Origin of the sequence: Clostridium sp. OM05-9, from assembly GCF_003481465.1 — a bacterium.
Lineage (GTDB): Bacteria > Bacillota > Clostridia > Lachnospirales > Lachnospiraceae > Coprococcus > Coprococcus ammoniilyticus.
This window is the reverse complement of sequence record NZ_QULF01000002.1, coordinates 104,133-124,253: the sequence shown is the minus strand read 5'-3', so window position 1 is coordinate 124,253 and position 20,121 is coordinate 104,133. Positions and strand designations below refer to the sequence as shown.

The 20,121-nt window shown below is 41.5% G+C and carries 14 protein-coding genes; all 14 read right to left on the bottom strand.

Annotation, left to right across the window (positions count from 1 at the left end; genetic code table 11):
* Positions 1-260 precede the first annotated feature (260 nt).
* Positions 261-1,163, bottom strand: a complete 903-nt coding sequence (locus DXB77_RS03655) for an SGNH/GDSL hydrolase family protein (RefSeq protein ID WP_118662685.1) — start codon at positions 1,161-1,163, stop codon at positions 261-263.
* A 117-nt stretch (positions 1,164-1,280) separates the two neighbouring features.
* Entirely contained in the window at positions 1,281-2,243 is a 963-nt protein-coding gene (locus DXB77_RS03650; RefSeq protein ID WP_118662790.1) for a cation diffusion facilitator family transporter, read from the bottom strand.
* A 228-nt stretch (positions 2,244-2,471) separates the two neighbouring features.
* Positions 2,472-5,108: a pyruvate, phosphate dikinase gene (ppdK, locus tag DXB77_RS03645; RefSeq protein ID WP_118614923.1), complete on the bottom strand. Its 2,637-nt coding sequence runs from the start codon at positions 5,106-5,108 to the stop codon at positions 2,472-2,474.
* A gap of 279 nt (positions 5,109-5,387) precedes the next feature.
* On the bottom strand, positions 5,388-6,785 hold the full coding sequence (locus DXB77_RS03640) for a glycine--tRNA ligase (protein WP_021943736.1): 1,398 nt from the start codon (positions 6,783-6,785) through the stop codon (positions 5,388-5,390).
* 65 nt (positions 6,786-6,850) lie between these two features.
* The gene (gene recO / locus DXB77_RS03635) at positions 6,851-7,594 is read right to left on the bottom strand and encodes a DNA repair protein RecO (protein ID WP_118662684.1); all 744 of its coding nucleotides are present in this window, start codon (positions 7,592-7,594) and stop codon (positions 6,851-6,853) included.
* A complete protein-coding gene (era, locus tag DXB77_RS03630) occupies positions 7,591-8,496 on the bottom strand; it encodes a GTPase Era (RefSeq protein WP_008402838.1) in 906 nt (301 codons plus the stop codon). Before era ends, recO begins: the two co-directional genes overlap by 4 nt.
* 121 nt (positions 8,497-8,617) lie before the next feature.
* On the bottom strand, positions 8,618-11,548 hold the full coding sequence (locus tag DXB77_RS03625; protein ID WP_118662683.1) for an insulinase family protein: 2,931 nt from the start codon (positions 11,546-11,548) through the stop codon (positions 8,618-8,620).
* Positions 11,549-11,561: 13 nt separating this feature from the next.
* On the bottom strand, positions 11,562-11,978 hold the full coding sequence (locus DXB77_RS03620) for a cytidine deaminase (RefSeq protein WP_118662682.1): 417 nt from the start codon (positions 11,976-11,978) through the stop codon (positions 11,562-11,564).
* Between the two features lie 340 nt (positions 11,979-12,318).
* Entirely contained in the window at positions 12,319-13,878 is a 1,560-nt protein-coding gene (locus DXB77_RS03615) for a HAMP domain-containing sensor histidine kinase (RefSeq protein ID WP_182439427.1), read from the bottom strand.
* Positions 13,856-14,560, bottom strand: a complete 705-nt coding sequence (locus DXB77_RS03610; RefSeq protein WP_117807659.1) for a response regulator transcription factor — start codon at positions 14,558-14,560, stop codon at positions 13,856-13,858. Before DXB77_RS03610 ends, DXB77_RS03615 begins: the two co-directional genes overlap by 23 nt.
* Positions 14,561-14,667: 107 nt before the next feature.
* Positions 14,668-15,933, bottom strand: a complete 1,266-nt coding sequence (locus tag DXB77_RS03605) for a glycerate kinase (protein ID WP_279220248.1) — start codon at positions 15,931-15,933, stop codon at positions 14,668-14,670.
* A gap of 33 nt (positions 15,934-15,966) precedes the next feature.
* A complete protein-coding gene (locus tag DXB77_RS03600) occupies positions 15,967-16,530 on the bottom strand; it encodes a rhomboid family intramembrane serine protease (protein ID WP_117807660.1) in 564 nt (187 codons plus the stop codon).
* Between the two features lie 294 nt (positions 16,531-16,824).
* Entirely contained in the window at positions 16,825-18,177 is a 1,353-nt protein-coding gene (locus DXB77_RS03595) for a putrescine aminotransferase (protein WP_008402829.1), read from the bottom strand.
* Between the two features lie 434 nt (positions 18,178-18,611).
* Positions 18,612-20,090, bottom strand: a complete 1,479-nt coding sequence (locus tag DXB77_RS03590; protein ID WP_118662680.1) for an aldehyde dehydrogenase family protein — start codon at positions 20,088-20,090, stop codon at positions 18,612-18,614.
* Between the last annotated feature and the right edge of the window lie 31 nt (positions 20,091-20,121).

The window sequence follows — 20,121 nt, the reverse complement described above, 5'->3', positions numbered from 1 at the left end:
AAATTATACCCCTCTTGCTTCAAAAAAAGACATTTTCATATGATATCCTTATAAAAATATATCCCAAATTTCGGACATATCTTAAACTGTAACCTCATACGAAAATGTCTTATTATGTGCTCCAACTATTCTATTTTTTATTCATTAAACTGCTGTTCTATTATGAATGAATGCTATTCTATTTCCATTTTACTTGGTAAATAAATGCTGTCTTCTGATCACTTCTTACTTTGTAAGTAAATACTGTGTCTGATTACATCTTACTTTGTAAACAATGCTTCTATAAACACATCTGCGATTAACTGCTGTCCCACTGCAGTCGGATGATCATCTGGATCTATATAATTTTCTGCATTCTGATTATTAAGCACAATATCATTTGAGGAAACAAATGCTTCATAGCAATCTGCCAGTACAATATTCTTTTCTTTACATACTGTACGAATGATCGTATTTGCCTGACTGATCTTTTCTTCTGCATACTGGCCGATATTGACCGTTATCCCTCCTGCCGATATTTCATAATCCATATTACGATATGGATTATATAATGTCATGATTGCAATCCGGCAATCCGGCGAAGCCTTACGGATCAGATCTATACTATCTGAAAGATTATTATAAAACCGATTCAGATTATCTTCCGCAGACCGGTCTGCCTCCTCAAAGTCCCGGACAAATGTCTTTTTATTAATTTTTCCCCAAAGCGGAGAATCATCTCCTGCACCGGAATATCCATAAAAATAATCTTCATACTGCATAACAAAGAATTCAAACGGAAGAAGTGCATCATTCGTACCAATGCAAAATGTCACATAATCAGCATGGTCTAACAGATCTACCTTGCCTTTCTTGATATTTTGCCACATGTCGCCACTGAGCTGACCATTTACACCTTGATTACATTCGACAACCTGCATCCCCTGTTGTTTCATATAAGCAGCAATTCTTGCAGAAAATCGTTCATTCTCTGCGTGTTCTAATGAATATCCATATGTAATCGAATCTCCCAATGCTACATATATAACAGAATCATCCGATACCTGCTCATCTAACTGCAACAATTTTGCATTATTCTTTGTCCGACCATGCAATCCCCAGACGATTGCAATAACACATGCCCCGGCTACTGTGATCAGTCCGGCAGCCTTCCATTTCTTCATATCGATCACCTCTGTCTTATATAATACTCCCTTATAATATAACACTATTTTATATTTACAGGCTAACGAATTAGCATTTTACATACCCGGCGCCAACCCGAAGCCTTTCGTATTATCCTAATCCGGTATAATCTCTATATATACCTGATCGTATTTGTATTTCAGTTCTTGCTTGATCTCATCTCGGACACGATGCAGAATGCTGATATGTATAACGTCTGTTTTATTTCCAATATATACTTCAACCCAAAGCTTCCGTCCGGTCTGGATAACATCTAAGAATGTAACCTCATAGGGATAATCATTCATATGTTTATCCACGATTCCACGTATCTGATTTAAGACATCTTCCTCCGGCGCAAATAAAATCAGATTTTTAATGCTCTGGAAAATCTCCTTTACCGGTTCTTTTATAAGGAGCAGTGCCATAATTACAGCTACTGCAGGATCAATATATGGCGTCAGAAACCGAAATCTCGTTGTAAACAATATCATCTGAAATGCAAATGCTACGGCTACTCCCATACTGCTTATAACATCAAGCTTCCACATATAAAGCTCAGCTTTGATCGTCGTAGACTCATACTTTTTACTGTAATGGCCAAGCAACAGATACATGCCTGCACAGCCAAGACATACAAGCAATTCAAATATAGCAATACTGCCGGCATCAACTTCATGTCCACCATGTAATAACAGCTTTATATTTTCAACCATTAGATTGCAGGTAAGTGCTAATAATACACTGTACTTTACCAGTAAAAACAACGATTCTACCTGTGCATATCCATATGGATGCTTCTCTGTCACCGGTTTATAAAGCAGGGGCACAAGCACCAGAAACGGTCCGATCATCACTAAATCCGCTGCATCAAACAAACAATCAGTCCACAAAGAATGGGAATGGGTAAACCATGCCATCACACCTTCCGCTACTATAAACAATACACTTCCAAGAAATGATAGTTGTAATATTCTCTTTTCAATCGTCAGTTTCTCTTTCTTTTCCCTACGTTCTTTCTTTTCCCTACGTTCTTTCTTTACACTGTCCTTTTTCTTCGTACTATTATCTGTCTTCATCTGTTTTCTCTTTCTTACTTTCATCTTTTTCTATTCTTCAATCTCACAACTACCACTATAACACAAAAATCCCGCCCGGCATACACCAAACGGGATTCTTTGTATTGTTCACAATTATGTGCAAACATATAATTTTCATTATTAACAAAAAGCCCCTGTTACTGCAATATAACAGTAACAGAGACTTTTTATTATTGACTATTATAATTCACGTTTTCGTGCAGTCTATTATTTGTTAGCGATTGCAGCCTGAGCAGCAGCAAGTCTAGCGATAGGTACACGGAATGGTGAACATGATACATAATCAAGACCGATCTTGTGGCAGAATTCAACAGATGAAGGATCTCCACCGTGCTCACCACAGATACCGATATGAAGCTTTGGATTAACTGGCTTGCCAAGTTTAACAGCCATATCCATGAGCTTACCAACACCAGTCTGATCAAGCTTAGCAAATGGATCATTCTCGAAGATCTTAGCATCATAGTAAGCATTTAAGAACTTACCGGCATCATCTCTTGAGAAACCAAATGTCATCTGTGTAAGGTCGTTAGTACCGAAACAGAAGAAGTCAGCTTCCTTAGCAATCTCATCAGCTGTAAGAGCTGCTCTAGGGATCTCGATCATTGTACCAACTTCGTACTTAAGCTCAACACCAGCAGCAGCGATCTCAGCATCAGCTGTCTCAACTACTACCTTCTTAACATACTTAAGCTCTTTAACTTCACATACAAGTGGGATCATGATTTCTGGCTCAACATTCCAATCTGGATGCTCTTTCTGAACTTCGATAGCTGCACGGATAACAGCCTTTGTCTGCATCTTAGCAATTTCTGGATATGTTACAGCAAGACGACATCCTCTGTGACCCATCATAGGGTTGAACTCATGAAGTGAGTTGCAAAGTGCCTTGATCTCTTCTACTGACTTATTCTTAGCCTTTGCAAGCTTCTCAATATCTGCTTCCTCTGTAGGAACGAACTCATGAAGAGGTGGATCCAGGAATCTGATAGTAACCGGGTTACCTTCAAGTGCTTCGTAAAGAGCCTTGAAATCTCCCTGCTGATATGGAAGGATCTTATTAAGAGCTTCTTCTCTTTCTTCTACTGTATCTGAGCAGATCATCTCACGGAATGCTGCGATTCTTTCTGGATCAAAGAACATATGCTCTGTACGGCAAAGACCGATACCTTCTGCACCAAGCTCACGAGCCTTCTTAGCATCTGCTGGTGTATCAGCATTTGTTCTAACCTTAAGTGTTCTGTACTTATCAGCCCATGCCATAACACGACCGAATGTACCTGCGATTGAAGCATCAACTGTCTTAATAACTCCATCGTAAATGTTACCTGTTGTACCATCGATTGAGATAAAATCTCCCTCATGGAACTCTTTGCCTGCAAGTGTGAACTTCTTGTTCTCTTCATCCATGATGATATCGCCACAACCTGATACACAACAAGTACCCATACCACGAGCAACTACAGCAGCATGTGATGTCATACCACCACGAACTGTTAAGATACCCTGTGCTGACTTCATACCTGTGATATCTTCTGGTGATGTCTCAAGACGTACAAGAACAACCTTCTCGCCCTTAGCTGCCCATGATTCTGCATCGTCAGCTGTAAATACGATCTTACCACAAGCAGCACCCGGTGAAGCACCAAGTCCCTTGCCCATTGGTGTAGCTGCCTTAAGAGCTGCTGCATCAAACTGTGGGTGAAGAAGTGTATCAAGGTTACGAGGATCGATCATTGCAACTGCTTCTTCCTCTGTCTTATGTCCTTCATCAACAAGGTCACAAGCGATCTGAAGAGCTGCCTGAGCTGTTCTCTTACCATTACGACACTGTAACATGTACAGCTTCTTGTTCTCAACTGTGAACTCCATATCCTGCATATCATGGTAGTGATTCTCAAGAGTCTCACATACCTTAAGGAATTCTGCATATGCTTCTGGGAATTCCTGCTCCATCTGAGCGATTGGCATTGGTGTACGAACACCGGCAACTACGTCTTCGCCCTGTGCATTGATAAGGAACTCACCCATAAGCTTCTTCTCACCTGTTGCAGGGTCACGAGTAAATGCAACACCTGTACCAGATTCATTATTTAAGTTACCGAATACCATAGGCATTACGTTAACTGCTGTACCCCATGAATAAGGGATATCGTTATCTCTTCTGTATACGTTTGCACGTGGGTTGTCCCATGAACGGAATACAGCTTCGATAGCTAACTTTAACTGCTCAACTGGGTCTGAAGGGAAATCTGTTCCTAACTGGTTCTTGTATTCAGCCTTGAACTGCTCTGCAAGAGTCTTAAGATCAGCTGCTGTAAGTTCTACGTCGAACTTAACACCCTTCTCTTCTTTCATCTTATCGATGAGCTGCTCAAAGTACTTCTTACCAACTTCCATAACAACGTCTGAGAACATCTGAATGAAACGTCTGTAAGAATCATATACGAAACGCTCGAATGCTGGATCTGGGTTGTGTGCGATCATTGCAGCAACAACTTCGTCATTTAAACCAAGGTTAAGGATTGTATCCATCATACCCGGCATAGATGCTCTAGCACCTGAACGAACTGATACTAATAATGGATTCTCAAGATCTCCGAACTTCTTGCCGTTGATCTCCTCCATCTTCTTAACACCTTCCATAGCCTGTGCCATGATCTCGTCGTTGATCTTACGACCATCTTCATAGTACTGAGTACAAGCCTCTGTTGTGATTGTGAAACCCTGTGGAACTGGAAGACCAATTGTTGTCATCTCTGCAAGGTTTGCACCCTTACCACCGAGAAGATTACGCATGGTCATGTCGCCTTCGCTAAACATATAAACCCACTTGTTTGCCATTTGTTTATTACCTCCTACGTATCTAATTAAATATATGCTGAAAAAAGCCTGCTTTAGGGCAGAATTTTCCCACCACTCTGACGTGATTATATCATATGACCTAATAATATTAAACCATTTTTTTCAATTTTTTTCTCTTTTTAACCGCATATTCCGGAATCTTTTTCAAAAAGAAAGAGACATCCGCCAGATAATGTTCTTTTCCGACAAATGTCCCTTTTATTTTACAGATTCGATCAACCGGATACTCTATCTGAGATATTGATTCATTTCGTCTGATTAATATTCGAATTTCTTCTCAAAATATGCCTTCAGATCTTCGATCTTTACTCTTTCCTGCTCCATGGTATCTCTGTCACGGACAGTTACAGCACCATCTTCTTCTGAATCAAAATCATAAGTTACACAGAACGGAGTTCCGATCTCATCCTGTCTTCTGTAACGCTTACCGATATTTCCTCTGTCGTCGTATTCACAGTTGTAGTATTTGCATAATTCAGCATATACCTTTTCTGCTCCCTCGCCGAGTTTCTTGCTCAGTGGAAGGACACCGATCTTAACAGGTGCAAGTGCAGGATGGAAATGTAATACAGTTCTTACATCCGGCTTCTCCTCTGTTCCGATATTTTCTTCATCATATGCAGCACAAAGGAATGCAAGTGTTACACGATCAGCACCAAGTGATGGTTCGATAACATATGGAATGTATTTCTCTTTCTTCTCATCATCAAAATAATCCATTGGTTCGCCGGATACAGTCTGATGCTGAGTCAGATCATAATCCGTTCTGTCTGCGATACCCCAAAGTTCACCCCATCCAAATGGGAATAAGAACTCTATATCTGTTGTTCCCTTGCTGTAGAAGCAAAGCTCTTCCGGTGAATGATCACGGGCACGCATCTCTTCATCCTTGATACCAAGGTCTTTTAGCCAGTTGATACAGAAGCTTCTCCAGTAATCAAACCATTCAAGGTCTGTTCCCGGTTCACAGAAGAATTCCAGCTCCATCTGCTCAAACTCTCTGGTACGGAACGTAAAGTTACCCGGTGTGATCTCATTACGGAATGACTTACCGATCTGTCCGATACCAAACGGGATCTTCTTTCTGGATGTTCTCTGTACATTCTTGAAGTTTACAAAGATACCCTGTGCTGTCTCAGGTCTTAAATATACTGTGTTCTTTGCATCCTCTGTTACACCCTGGAATGTCTTGAACATCAGGTTAAACTGTCTGATACCTGTAAAATTATGTTTTCCGCATGAAGGACAGCAGATATTCTTTTCTTCGATAAAGCTCTCCATTTCTTCATTTGACCAGCCATCAACGGAACCTTCGATCTCCATGTTATTCTCTGCCATGTAGTCTTCGATCAGTTTATCTGCACGAAATCTTTCATGGCACTCTTTACAGTCCATCAAAGGATCTGCAAAACCGCCAAGATGTCCGGATGCTACCCATGTCTGTGGGTTCATCAGGATCGCACAGTCAACGCCTACATTATATGGATTCTCCTGTATGAACTTTTTCCACCAAGCCTTTTTTACATTGTTCTTTAACTCAACACCAAGGTTACCGTAATCCCATGTATTTGCAAGTCCACCATAAATCTCTGAACCCGGATATACAAAACCTCTGTTTTTTGCTAAAGCAACGATCTTGTCTAATGTCTTTTCCATAATGTCCTCCATTTATATTTCATCTTTATATTTGTACGTTATTGTACCTTCTCTCCCTGTTTTTTTCAAGACAGGGATTCAATTATTTCTACAGAATTGAATTTTCGGTCTACATATACCGCTAGAAATTCCTTTGCGATCATCATAAGTTCTTCCAGCACGCTGTCTGAAACCGTGAAATTATACAGATTTCCAAGCATTGCTCCATTAATATACTGAAGCACATATCTGGCGTCCTCTGATATATGGATACTTTTCTTAGCCTTGCTCCGGCAGTTCTCACACAGGATTCCACCGGATAAGGGATCAAATATCCGTGTCAGCCTATCGCTTCCACAGATCGGGCAATGAAAGCTCTGCAGTCCCTGTCCAAAGATATCCATGATCTTCAGTTCATATACACAACGGATCAGTTTCACCGGCAGCAGTCCTTTTTTTAATGCATTCAGGCTGACAAACAGCAGATTCAGATAATCTGCCGACCGGTCACCTTCTCTTGTAAAATATGACATCATCTCACAAAAGTAAGATCCGTAACAGTATTTGTTCATATCAAAGGTCAGTTCATGAAAATATTCCTTTGCATCTACGTTGATAAGTGTATATGCATTTCTTCCCGGATATACAGTAAATGCTCCCATGACAAACAGCTGCGTCTTTGAGATCAACTGGCTGCTTGGTCGTCGGACTCCCTTTGCAAATGCTGTGATCTTCCCCTGCTCTCTGGTCAGTATAACAAGCCGTCTGTCATATTCTCCCTGAAGACCGGAGGAAAGCACGATTCCGTTTAATACTATCTCATCCTTCATGATTCATCCATCTTATAACCATAATTTCGAAGAAGGGTATCGGTATCCCGCCAATCCTTCTTCACCTTTACCCAAAGCTTCAGATTCACATGTGTATCTAATAGCTGTTCAATGCCATACCTTGCATTGCTGCCGATCTTTTTCAGCATTGCGCCCTGTTTTCCGATAATAATACCCTTATGGGAATCCCGCTCACAGATGATTGTTGCATCTATATCCATAAGCCGTCCATTCGGACGTTCCTTCATCGAATCAATAACAACCGCAATTCCGTGTGGAATCTCTTTATCCAGAAGTCTTAAAGCCTGCTCCCGGATCAGTTCGGATACGATCTGTCGCTCCGGCTGATCGGTGATCGTGTCTTCATCATAGAACTGTGGTCCGTATGGAAGGTATTTGAACAGCGTCTTTATCAGTTCATCTTTGTTCTTTCCCTTTAATGCCGATACCGGAACGATCTCCGCATGACTGCAGGCATCCTTATAGGTCGAGATCGCCTTGAATACTTCTTCTTCACTTACCGCATCGATCTTATTTACCACAATGATGATCGGTGTCTTAACACGTTCTAACTGTTCAATGATATACCGTTCTCCTGCTCCGATAAATGTCGTTGCTTCAACGATCCACATAACGACATCTACTTCATTTAATGTTCCCTCTGCCACCTTTAACATATATTCACCAAGCTTGTTCTTGGCCCTGTTGATTCCAGGTGTATCGAGGAAAACAATCTGTCCTTCATCCGAGGTATACACGGTCTGAATACGGTTTCTTGTTGTCTGCGCCTTACTGCTCGTTATAGCGATCTTCTGTCCGATCAACTGATTCATCAGTGTGGATTTACCTACATTTGGTCTTCCTATGATCGCAACAAATCCTGATTTGTATGTATCGTTCATACTTCTCCTTCCATACTCTGTATGTATTCATGTTCTCCATTCGGCACAGAATTCTGTAACCTGCCGGAGAACTATTTACAAATCTATATACTTCTATCTTCTTTCGTTACTTCTGTAAAAACTATAGATCTTTTACTTCTTTAAACTTTGCCCGATTCTGTTCGATCTTATCTTCCCCACCGATTGCACAGATAACCCCGCCATCTGTGATCGCCCGGATCACAGGTGCCAGTGAACGGATCGTTTCTACATTTGCAGTAAGCACCTGATCACGTTCTTTCTGAAGCTGCTCATCTGTAATACCTGCAAAGTAACAGGTCTGGCTGAATGCTCCTTCTGCTGATGGTGTCATTGGAGAATCTAACTTCGCGATCGCACCGATCAGATATTTGGTCATATCTCTGTCGCTTGCATCAAAGCCTGCCACATAGTCTGCTGCCTTCTTATAGATATCATATGTCTCCATCAGGTTCGGATCTCTGTAGGATGTAAAATACCCCATTCCTGATCTGGCAAATGAACACATAGCTCCATATGCCCCACCCTTTACACGGATATTCTCCCAGAGATATCCATAGGAGAAGATCACCTGTAGGACTTCCAGTGCTCCGGTATATTCAAATCCTTTTTCTTTATAATTTCCTGCGAGAGCCGCATACTGTACCTGGCTTGCTGTCTTAAAGGCTTCGTTCTTAACAGCTTTTTTCATCACACGTTTTTCTGCAAAAGCAGGTCTGGTCGACAACTTTCTTGCAAACGCTTCAATATCTGCGCCCAATAATTCCTTGATATCATTGTCACCTGTATAAGAGATTGTTACCGCTCCTTTTCTGAGGATCTCGGCAAGCGTTGTCTGCAGCTTCTCAATGATCGCATCTGCATTCTGCTCAAAATCCTGATCCAGCTCCTGTAAGAAATCATAATATCCGATTCCCTCTGTCATATCCTTAAATGCCATCACATCTGAGACATACGACATCGCGCGTGTTGCAGATGTGATATGCCCTGAAGATATCAGATCAGTCTTAAGTCCGGCCTTTTCTTCCGATATAATCTCTTTCAATCTCTTCTTATCCGAAAGCTTCGATGTGAACAGGATCTCCTCGATCAGCTTCAGACCTTCTCCAAGCTTGTCATACATGGCCTTTGTCTTAACGGAGAAGAATGAAAGATGATCCTTCCCGCCATCCTTATACATGGCTCCTGTAGAAAATCCGATACCACCGGTATGGAAATTGATCTGATTGGACAGTTCACCATATGTGTAATGCTCTGTATCCACATATTTGAAAATGTTAGTGAGCAGCTCTGCATATGGAACAAACTCTGCATCCAGATCATTGATATCAAATATAAACTCCAGATAACCGATTCCGTTAGTAAAGATATCATGACTTATTAATGGCATACCATAAATGCTGTCCTCACGGTTCTTTAACGGATGGATCTCTTTTCTGATATCAGAAATATTAAGCAACGGAACCTTCTCCATATCCTTTGCCGGAGATGGTGTCTCCTGATATAATTTTAATTCCTTTGTATCTGATACAACCTGTTCAAGCTCATTTTCCGTAAGAGAGGCCTTATAGTCCGCAAGCTTCTGCTTCTCTGCTGCATCATTCTCCTTATCAAGCCCCTTCTTCGGCTTCATAACAAAAATCATACCAAAGGTATTCTGAACCAGCTTTTCCCAGATCAGTTCTTCAAAATATCCGGTTTTCAGACTTTCTTTCAATTCATCATATACTTCATTTAACTTAAACATTTCAAGTGCAGATGCATCATCATACAGCCATGTATTAAATGCATCCAGACCCATCATAAGCCCCTTCGGAAATCTGCCGAAGTTTGCTTCCTTATGTTTGAACTCAAAATTATTGATCGCAGCCTCGATCGAAGTCCGATCGATCGCCTTTCCTTCTTCTCCATGCCCGGAAAGATCAGTCAGTGTATCCCTGATCACTGACACAAAACGTTCCTTATCGGACATATTTGCATTTCTTGCTACGATTGAAAAGATTGTCTGCCGGATCCCATCATCAAAGGAAGCAAAGACATCCTCTCCGATCCCTGCATCTACTAATGCTTTCTTCAAAGGTGCGCCCGGAGCGTCCATAATTGCGTATTCCAGTATATTCATGGCAACGGACTGCTTCTTATCAAGGCTGCTGCCAACTACCATATTATAGGTTAAAAATGTCTGATTTTCTTCGCTCTCATTTTCTGCGATTGAATAAAAGCAGCTCTCATCCTTCATCTGTTCATAGGCTGTCTGCACAGCGATCGTAGAATCAATCTCTCTATAATCAAAGCTCGAGAGATACTCCTTATCGATATAGTCCAATTCCTTATACATATCAAGATCACCATACAGATAAATATAACTGTTTGACGGATGATAATACTTTCTGTGAAAATCAAGAAAACGTTCCTGACTTAATGTTGGAATCGCTGCAGGATCACCACCGGATTCATTCTTGTATGGTGTGTCAGCAAGAAGAAGTTTTTCAATCTTTGAATACATCTGCTGTTCCGGAGATGAAAATGCACCCTTCATCTCATTAAACACAACACCATTATAGATCAGCTCTCCTTCTACCGTTTCAAGTTCATAATGCCAGCCTTCCTGACGCATGATCTCTGCATGTTCATAAATATTCGGATAGAATACCGCATCCAGATAGACATCCATAAGATTTTCAAAATCCTTTTCGTTACAGCTTGCGACCGGATATACCGTCTTATCAGAATATGTCATTGCATTTAAAAACGTATTTAATGAACCCTTTGCCAGTTCTACAAACGGATCTTTTACCGGATATTTTCTGGAACCGCATAATACCGAATGTTCCAGAATATGCGGAATACCGGAATCATCATACGGCGGTGTCCGGAATCCGATATTAAACACCTTGTTCTCATCATCATTTGCAATTACAAGCACTCTGGCCTTTGTCTTCTTGTGGCTTAAGATATAACCTGTTCCATTTACTTCAGGGATCTTTTCTTCTGTTATAATGTCATACCCTGTTAATTCTTTTAAGTCTCTCAATCTGATGTCTCCTTTATTTTTCTTTATTCAAATGAAATGTCTCCGGAAGCAGCTCTTCTACCGAATACATCCGATATTCCTGTTTATTCTTTGCTACAACGATCACGCAGTCATGCTCGGCAAATTCGGCAATGACCTGTCTGCATATCCCACATGGATAAGTATAGTCACATTCTCCGTTCTTTAGTCCGCCAACGATCACGATTGCAGACAGTTTTCTGCATCCTTCACTGACGGCCTTAAAAACAGCCGTCCGTTCCGCACAGTTTGTTGCCCCATAGGAAGCATTTTCTATATTGCATCCTGTATAATAACTTCCTTTCTCCATCTTTATACAGGCTCCCACCTGAAAATTCGAATATGGCGCATATGCCTTTGTTCTTGCCTGCATCGCAAGCTCGATCATCTCTGAAATCTCGTTTTCATTCATACAAATTTCCTCTTACTTCCTGTTACATGGAACTAACAGTACCACCCATAAATATAGCCTATTTCCCATGTGTTTGCAATGCGATTCTGGCGTATTCTAACTGCAAACTATACAAAACAGATTGACAGTGGTCTTACCTATTATTACACAAGACATTCTCATTCTATCCTCATGTAGCGGTACATAAGGCAGCAAAATACGCTGCCCAAGTACCGACATTCGTAACTGAGACCTTAGCTCGACTTAATCGAGGTTAGTTCGAAGTTACACAGAGTGGATAGGCTTGTTACATAATAGTAAGACCACTGTCAATCTACTATTTAAAATTTCTACTCTCTATTTAAAAATAAATCATTATTTCAAATTCACCGTCTTCTGTTTTTAAACTTCCGTGGTAGCCAAATATCTGCATGATCTCCTGCACGATGCTCAATCCGATTCCGCTTCCGCTTCTGCCGGTTCTTGCTTCGTCTCCCTTTACAAATGGCTTCCATAACTCCTCCGGATCGGTTGTAATCGACTGTTCCATCGGATTGCTAAGGATCAGATGATCTTCCTTTAATACCAGCCGGATCACACTTCCTTTCAGTGAATACTTAATTGCATTTACAAACAGATTCTCTAACATATGGGAAAGCATCAGCGGATCACCTTTTACCGTACAGTTTCCTGACATTCTTACCTCCAGACCTTTTTCATCCAGAAGATTCTGATACCGTTCCTGTAACGGCTCCCATATCTGTTCGATGCTTACAGACTCTGTCTGTAACGCTTCCATTTTACCAAGCTTGATATACTCGCTTAACTGACATAAAAGTTCATTCATGTAAGATGTATTTTCCAAAATAACATCTATGTAATGCCGGCACTCTCCTGTCTGGTTTAACTGTTTCAGATTCTCTGCATACCCGGAAATTGCCATCAATGGACTTTTTACATCATGTGCAAGTGCTGTAATAACCGTTTCTTTTCTCTCTGCATCTTCCATCTGTGAAAATGTCCGTCTACAGGATATAAACGCAGTCAAGATCGTTGCAATTATAATGAGAAATACAACTGCAAGCCCTCCATAAAATAACCAGATGCCTTCTGTATGCCAGCCAAATGGATCTGCATACATAGCGGATACGATATAATATATATCATTGTCAAAAACAACATACTGACTTTTAAAATAATAGTTTCCACCCAAACAACCACTTATACTCTCTGTTATATCTGCGGGATGTGCTCCATAAGTCTCCATCTTAGCCAGCAAATACCTGCTCGTCTTACTATACTGATTGGCATCATCTACTCTGCCATGAAGACTCCATGCAAATTCCCCTGCATCAGCATTTTGAACCACCTGCCGGAAAGAAGGCATAATCGGTGAATACATCTGTACTTCGGACTGCATCTGCTCCATATCATCCTCTATATCCTGTACCTGTTGTTCTAATTTTTCTGTATCATTTTCGTCTGTATGCTTCGTAGTTTCTGTTTCTTGATTTTCATCTGCAGCATTTACACCGTCTTTTTCTTCTATATTGTCTACTGCATCTGAGCTTTTCAAATGCCGCCTGTAAACTGCTGTCAAAAAATATGGTGTATTTTCCTCCGCAAAGATCTCCTGTATTCTATTACGGGCTTCCTCTATATCTGTCATACCTGCAATATCTTCCTGACATTCAGCCAAACTTGCACTGACACTATTTGTTGATACCTGAAAATATTCTTTTAATTCCAGATTGACCTGATTTCTGTAATAACCGATCACCAGCAGATACAATATTATGCTGACTGCTATAATGCCAGATGAAATCCATATCCATTTTCTTTTTATCTTTTGTCTTTTTCTTTTCTGCCGCTCCGACAATAATGCATTTCTTTTTTTATCATTCTTTTTGTTCTTTTTCATCGTCGTCACCCCGTATCTGATATCCATTTCCTATCACTGTTTTAATCTGCTTTCCTGCACTTCCAAGATGTTTTCGAATCTTTCGAATGTGATTATCCACACAACGATCACTGCCTTCATAATCATAACCCCATACACCGATCAGCAGCCGTTCTCTTGCCACAGTCTTATTTTTGTTCTCAAGCAACATCCGCAACAATGCAAACTCTTTTGGCGCAAGTTCTATTTCCTGAGAATCCACAAGGACCCTATACTCCGATGGCTTCATATGTATCCTGCCACAGACCAGCTCTCCGGTTCTGCTGAGATCCTTTGACCGTCTGATCAGTGCCTTGCATTTCGCATATAAGGTCACAAGAGAAAATGGTTTGATGATATAATCGTCACAGCCGAGATCATAGCCAAGCAGGATATCCCGTTCGGAACTTCTGGCTGTTAAAAACAGGATCGGAACCATGCTCGTCCTGCGCATCTCCCGGCAGATCGCAAAGCCATCCATTCCCGGAAGCATGATGTCTAACAATACAAGATCCACCCGTTCCGTCTCAAATAAATCCAGCCCATCCTGTCCGTTCTGTGCCGTCCGTACTACAATCTCATTTTCGCTTTCTCTGGTAAAATAATCTTTCACTACTTCGCAGATCTGTTCATCATCTTCAATCATCAGTATCTGATATGTCATATTTCTTACCTCCTTGCGCCTATCTTAACAGTGTCATATGACTTTTAAATGTTCTTACATAAAAAGCCTAAATAGAGTTTACTGCTCTATTCAGGCTTTCTTATTTGCTATAGTTTCTCCTCCACAGCTCGTTCCATATTCTGCATGGCACATTCTGTCTGCATGGCTTTCCCTCGTTCCTCTTCGGAAAGTCCGTCGGTTATGGAATAACATGCATCAAACAAGCCGCTCTCCATACATTGTTCGATGCCTTCCCCGAAGCAACCTGCAAATGCAACCACTTTTTTCTTCTGTGCTTTTGCAAGTTTTGCTACGCCTGCCGGAGTTTTTCCCATTAACGTCTGCGCATCCATCCTGCCCTCTCCGGTAATAACCAGATCGACATTTTTTATTCTTTCTTTTAAATGGATCTCATCAAATACTATATCAATTCCCGGTCGTAATCTTGCATGCAGGAACATTAGAAATGCATATCCAAGACCGCCTGCTGCACCTGCTCCCGGTGTCATACGATTTATTATGCTGTCCATCTGACACTTCTCCGGGTCTGTATTCATTTGTACTTTATCCTGCTTACAGCCTGACCAGTTCTGCTGTTCCACCAGATCTGCATAACGCACCATGGATTTCTCCATGTTCTCTACCATCTGAGCATCTGCTCCCTTTTGCGGTGCAAAGATATGGCTGCATCCATTCTCTCCAACCAGCGGATTTGTAACGTCACAGGCAATCTGAAATAAACATACTGAAAGCTCCGGTAACATATCTTCTATGTGAATCCCGCATACTTTGGAAAGTCCTTCTGCTCCATAGCAAACTTCATTCCCATATTCATCAAGGAAATGACACCCAAGTGCCTGCAGCATTCCAATCCCGGCATCATTTGTTGCGCTTCCGCCAATCCCTATAATAAAGCTCCGGCATCCATGCAGCATGGCATCCTTTATCATCTCGCCTACTCCATATGTAGTTGTATGCATCGGATTTCTGGCTGACTCCGATACAAGCGGAAGTCCTGCTGCCTCTGCCATCTCGATCAATGCCACTTTTTCTCCTGCTTCATCATAACTGATATAAGAAGCCTTTACGACCTGTCCAAGCGGTCCTGTTACATTAACTGTATGACGTTTCATGTTCGATTTTCCATAGGCGATCGCATCCATGGTTCCCTCTCCGCCATCTGCAACCGGAACCACTTCGATCTCACAATTCTTATAATTTTTCTCCAGACCTTTTTTAACCGCCATGCCTGCCTGAACAGATGTCATACTGCCCTTAAAAGAATCAACAGCCGCCAGAACCTTAAGCGGTCTTTCTCTCAATTTCAGATCATCCTGCAATATAGTGTCATGTATTTCACATGCTCGATTCATTTGAGAAGTCCTCCCTTGCAAATATCACACCGTTTATTTCCGGTTCAGATTATATCCGACAACTGCACCCACAATACCGCCAACGATATGTGCCATATTCGAGATATTGTCCTGTACTGCGATACCTTCATATACCTGCTGTCCGATAAAGATGATCGCAACCAGAATAAAGGATAACGGAATTTCGCCTGCTCGAAATCCGGTAAAGGACGCCAGCACGATAAATGCAAATACGACACCACTCGCTCCACAAAGTGCTACATTCCAGAAAAAGATGTAATTCACAATACCGGTCGCAAGTGCTGTTACACCGATCACTTCCAACATTTCTTTCGAACCATATTTTTCTTCTAACATCGGTCCAAGCAATAACAGATAGGAGGCATTTCCGATAAAATGACTCCATCCTGCATGCCCGAATACATGTGTAAAGAATCGCAGATATGTGAGTGGATTTGTAAGCGATGAATGATATGTCATAAATAATAACCGGGTACTTCCGCCACCGGTCAGTACCCCAAGCAGCGTTACAACAAAACAAATAAATACAAAGCCCAGCGTCACCGGCGCGTTAAATGTGATCTTTAATTTTCTCATCTGTATATACCTCCCCATATAGAATGAATAGCTTTATTATACCCTATTTATGTATAAATACAAAGAGCCGCTTCGACTCTTTTACCCCAGAACAAAATTGCTTTACAGAATAAATATTTCTATAAAACAAAACTACCGTCCATCCGGCAGTCTGATCATAGCAGTTTCAACTGACGATCAAATCTGTATCCGAATAAACGGTAGTCTTATATGTACTTCGCACATTCTATGCATCCGAAAAATCATTGCCTATACTATGGTCAGATGATTTTCCATCATGATATACCGATGAATTTACAGATTATATTCTTTCTTCGTATCAGCAAGTGCCGCATCCATACGCTCGATAACGGCTGCGATCTGTTCCTCTGTAATAACCGCTGTCGGCTCGAAACGGATACACTTGGAGTTTACAAGTGTTCCGGCTGTCATAACACCTCTTGAGAACAAGCCCTTTGCGATGCTGTAACCGATATCAGATGTAACAAACTCAACAGCAAGCATCAGACCTACGCCTCTGACATCATCGATGATCTCAGGATATTTTGCCTTCAGACTTTCAAGTCCTGCCTTTAAGATCTTACCTTTGCTTGCACACTGTCCTGGAATATCATTATCAATCATGTATTTGATCGTTGCGATCGCTGCCGAACAACATACAGGGTTACCACCAAATGTAGGAGAACCAAGTAACCATGGGTTGTCGATCAACTGCTGTACCCACATGGATGGCTTACAGATAATACCTGTGATTGGCATAATACCACCACCAAATGCTTTACCGAATGTCATGATATCCGGTGTTACGCCTTCTGCTTCGCATCTCCACATTGTACCGGTACGACCCATACCTGTCTGGATCTCATCAAAGATCAACGCTACACCATACTCATCACAGATCTGTCTTAACTCTGTCAGATATCCTTCCGGTGGAACGATAACACCAGCCTCGCCCTGAATTGGTTCAACGATCATAGCTGCAACCTTTTCACCAACAGCGATCAGGTTACGGATTGCCTTTCTTGCATCCTCTGCATTACCATATTCTACATGCTGTACCTGCTGTACCATAGGTGTATATGGAACTCTGTATGTATTCTTACCACCCATTGAGATTGCACCCATTGATTTACCATGGAATGCACCAACGGTTGAGATATACCATCTTCCGCCTGTTGCGATTCTGGCAAGCTTCAATGCCATTTCGACTGCCTCTGCACCACCATTTGTAAAGAAACAATACTGAAGATCACCCGGTGTGATATCTGCAACTGCCTTTGCAAGATATCCACGAAGCGGATCCAACAGCTCCTGTGAATGAAGCGCCTGATGATCAAGCTGTGCCTTTACGGTATCAAGGATCTCCGGATTTCTATGACCACATGTATAAATACCGAAACCACCAAGACAGTCAATGAATTCTTCACCATATAAGCCATCACATACACCGTCATGATCTTTCCACTCAAGCACTGCTGAGTTGGTAGATACTGACTTTCTGTATTTTAACCAGCCCGGGCTTACATAATTATCAAAATAATCTAATGTCTGTTCTGTCATTAATTTCTTTTCATCATCTGTTAATTCATCTGAATGGATATAACCAATTACCTTCTCCAAATCCTTACTTACCTGTTCATAACTCATATTAAAATCCTCCTTAAAATATATTCGTGTTATAATGTGTCTGTCTGATCCTGTATGTTACCTAACACAACCTTTCCATGAACATTTACAATCATTGATTGAAGTATAAATTATACGGCCATTAAACTGAAAAAAGGAGCCTGTGACCTGTTCACAAGCTCCTTTGCTTCTATGTCTGTATATTATCGTATCTCATGCTCTTTTTCAATTACTAATTTATACCATTTATCTACCATTTATCTGTTATATGTAATTAAATATAAGTATATTCAACTTATATAACCGACTTGTAATTCCATCGTCATACCTCTATCGAAGTATCATTTTCTACCCTATTTCTGTTATTCGCCAAATCAGTCGGTATTTGAAACGCATTAAAAAGCAATAAAAAACCGCCCACCTTCATTTTTCAGAAAGTGAACGGTCTGTTTTATCTAGTGTTCATACCAGCCTACAATACCCGGGTTCAGATTGATATTGATCTGCTTAACCTCCTGATATTCCTCGATACCATGAACGCCAAGCTCTCTGCCGATACCGCTCATCTTATAGCCGCCCCAAGGTGCTTCATTAAAGGTTGGGTTGTAGCAGTTGATCCATGTGATACCTGCGCGAAGCTCACTGATCACACGATGTGCTCTGGTTATATCGGAAGTAAATACAGCTCCGGCAAGACCATATACGGTATCATTGGTCATCGCAATCGCTTCTTCCTCTGTCTTAAAGGTCTGGATGCTGACAACCGGACCAAAGATCTCCTCACGGACGATCTTCATATCCGAAGTACAATTATCAAAGATCGTTGGACGTACAAAGTAGCCCTTTGCACATTCTCCTTCTGTATAGCGCTCACCACCTGTTACAAGTGTTGCGCCTTCCTCGATACCACTCTTTATGTAAGACAGAACTTTCTCCATATCCTTTTCCGTAATGACTGGTCCGATATCCGGATTGTTCACCGGATTGCCGATCGTCATGGCTTCCGCCTTTTTCTTTAATCTGGCAACAAATTCATCATGGATGCTTTCTTCTATGATGATTCTGGATCCTGCGGCGCATACCTCGCCCTGATTGAAGAAAATACCGATCATTGCCCACTCTACAGCGCCATCCAGATCTGCATCTGCGAAAATGACATTTGGTGATTTACCACCAAGCTCCAGTCCGATCTTCTTCACATTTGTAGCGGCTGCTTTCATCAGGCTCTGACCGACTCTGGTACTTCCTGTAAATGTGATCATATCAACATCGGTATTCTCGCCCATTTCCGTTCCGACCTCAGCATCACCCTGTAACAGATTGACGCAGCCCTTCGGAAGTCCTGCTTCTTCAAAGATCTCGAATAACCGGATTGTTGAAAGCGGAGCCTTTGGACTTGGTTTAAACACGATACTGTTTCCTGCTGCAAGTGCAGGAGCCAGCTTCCAGACAGACATCAAAAACGGATAATTCCATGGAGTGATCTGCGCACAGACACCGACCGGCTCTCTGGTCTCATATGAATGCATCTTGCCAAATCCATCATTTACCTCATATACACCACCATGCGGAGTCTTGCAAAGACCTGCGTAATAACGGAAGCAATGAATACCATCACTGATATCTCCTTCTGCTTCACGAAGCGGCTTACCATTATCCAGAGTATCCAGCATTGCCAGTTCATCGGCATATTTGTCGATCAGATCTGCGATCTTTAGAATCATATCACTTCTGGTCTGGGAATCCATATCACGCCACTCTCTTGTCTGGTAAAATGATTTCTTTGCCGCAGCGATCGCACGTCTGGCATCTTCTACACTGCTTTCATAGACCTGCGCGAGCACTTCTCCGGTCGCCGGATTGATAACGTCAAACGGCTTTTCCATACTTCCTGTTACCCACTCACCATCAATATACATCTTTTTTGGTTCCATATATCTTACTCCTCCTGATCAACTTTTTTGT

What these genes read in the sequence shown, in the direction of transcription:
- ppdK (WP_118614923.1), bottom strand. Translation starts at nt 5,108, where the DNA reads ATGGCAAACAAGTGGGTTTATATGTTTAGCGAAGGCGACATGACCATG.
- DXB77_RS03600 (WP_117807660.1), bottom strand. Translation starts at nt 16,530, where the DNA reads ATGAGAAAATTAAAGATCACATTTAACGCGCCGGTGACGCTGGGCTTT.
- DXB77_RS03655 (WP_118662685.1), bottom strand. Translation starts at nt 1,163, where the DNA reads ATGAAGAAATGGAAGGCTGCCGGACTGATCACAGTAGCCGGGGCATGT.
- DXB77_RS03595 (WP_008402829.1), bottom strand. Translation starts at nt 18,177, where the DNA reads ATGAGTTATGAACAGGTAAGTAAGGATTTGGAGAAGGTAATTGGTTAT.
- DXB77_RS03610 (WP_117807659.1), bottom strand. Translation starts at nt 14,560, where the DNA reads ATGACATATCAGATACTGATGATTGAAGATGATGAACAGATCTGCGAA.
- recO (WP_118662684.1), bottom strand. Translation starts at nt 7,594, where the DNA reads ATGAAGGATGAGATAGTATTAAACGGAATCGTGCTTTCCTCCGGTCTT.
- DXB77_RS03590 (WP_118662680.1), bottom strand. Translation starts at nt 20,090, where the DNA reads ATGGAACCAAAAAAGATGTATATTGATGGTGAGTGGGTAACAGGAAGT.
- DXB77_RS03605 (WP_279220248.1), bottom strand. Translation starts at nt 15,933, where the DNA reads ATGAATCGAGCATGTGAAATACATGACACTATATTGCAGGATGATCTG.
- DXB77_RS03620 (WP_118662682.1), bottom strand. Translation starts at nt 11,978, where the DNA reads ATGAATGAAAACGAGATTTCAGAGATGATCGAGCTTGCGATGCAGGCA.
- DXB77_RS03615 (WP_182439427.1), bottom strand. Translation starts at nt 13,878, where the DNA reads ATGAAAAAGAACAAAAAGAATGATAAAAAAAGAAATGCATTATTGTCG.
- era (WP_008402838.1), bottom strand. Translation starts at nt 8,496, where the DNA reads ATGAACGATACATACAAATCAGGATTTGTTGCGATCATAGGAAGACCA.
- DXB77_RS03640 (WP_021943736.1), bottom strand. Translation starts at nt 6,785, where the DNA reads ATGGAAAAGACATTAGACAAGATCGTTGCTTTAGCAAAAAACAGAGGT.
- DXB77_RS03650 (WP_118662790.1), bottom strand. Translation starts at nt 2,243, where the DNA reads ATGAAGACAGATAATAGTACGAAGAAAAAGGACAGTGTAAAGAAAGAA.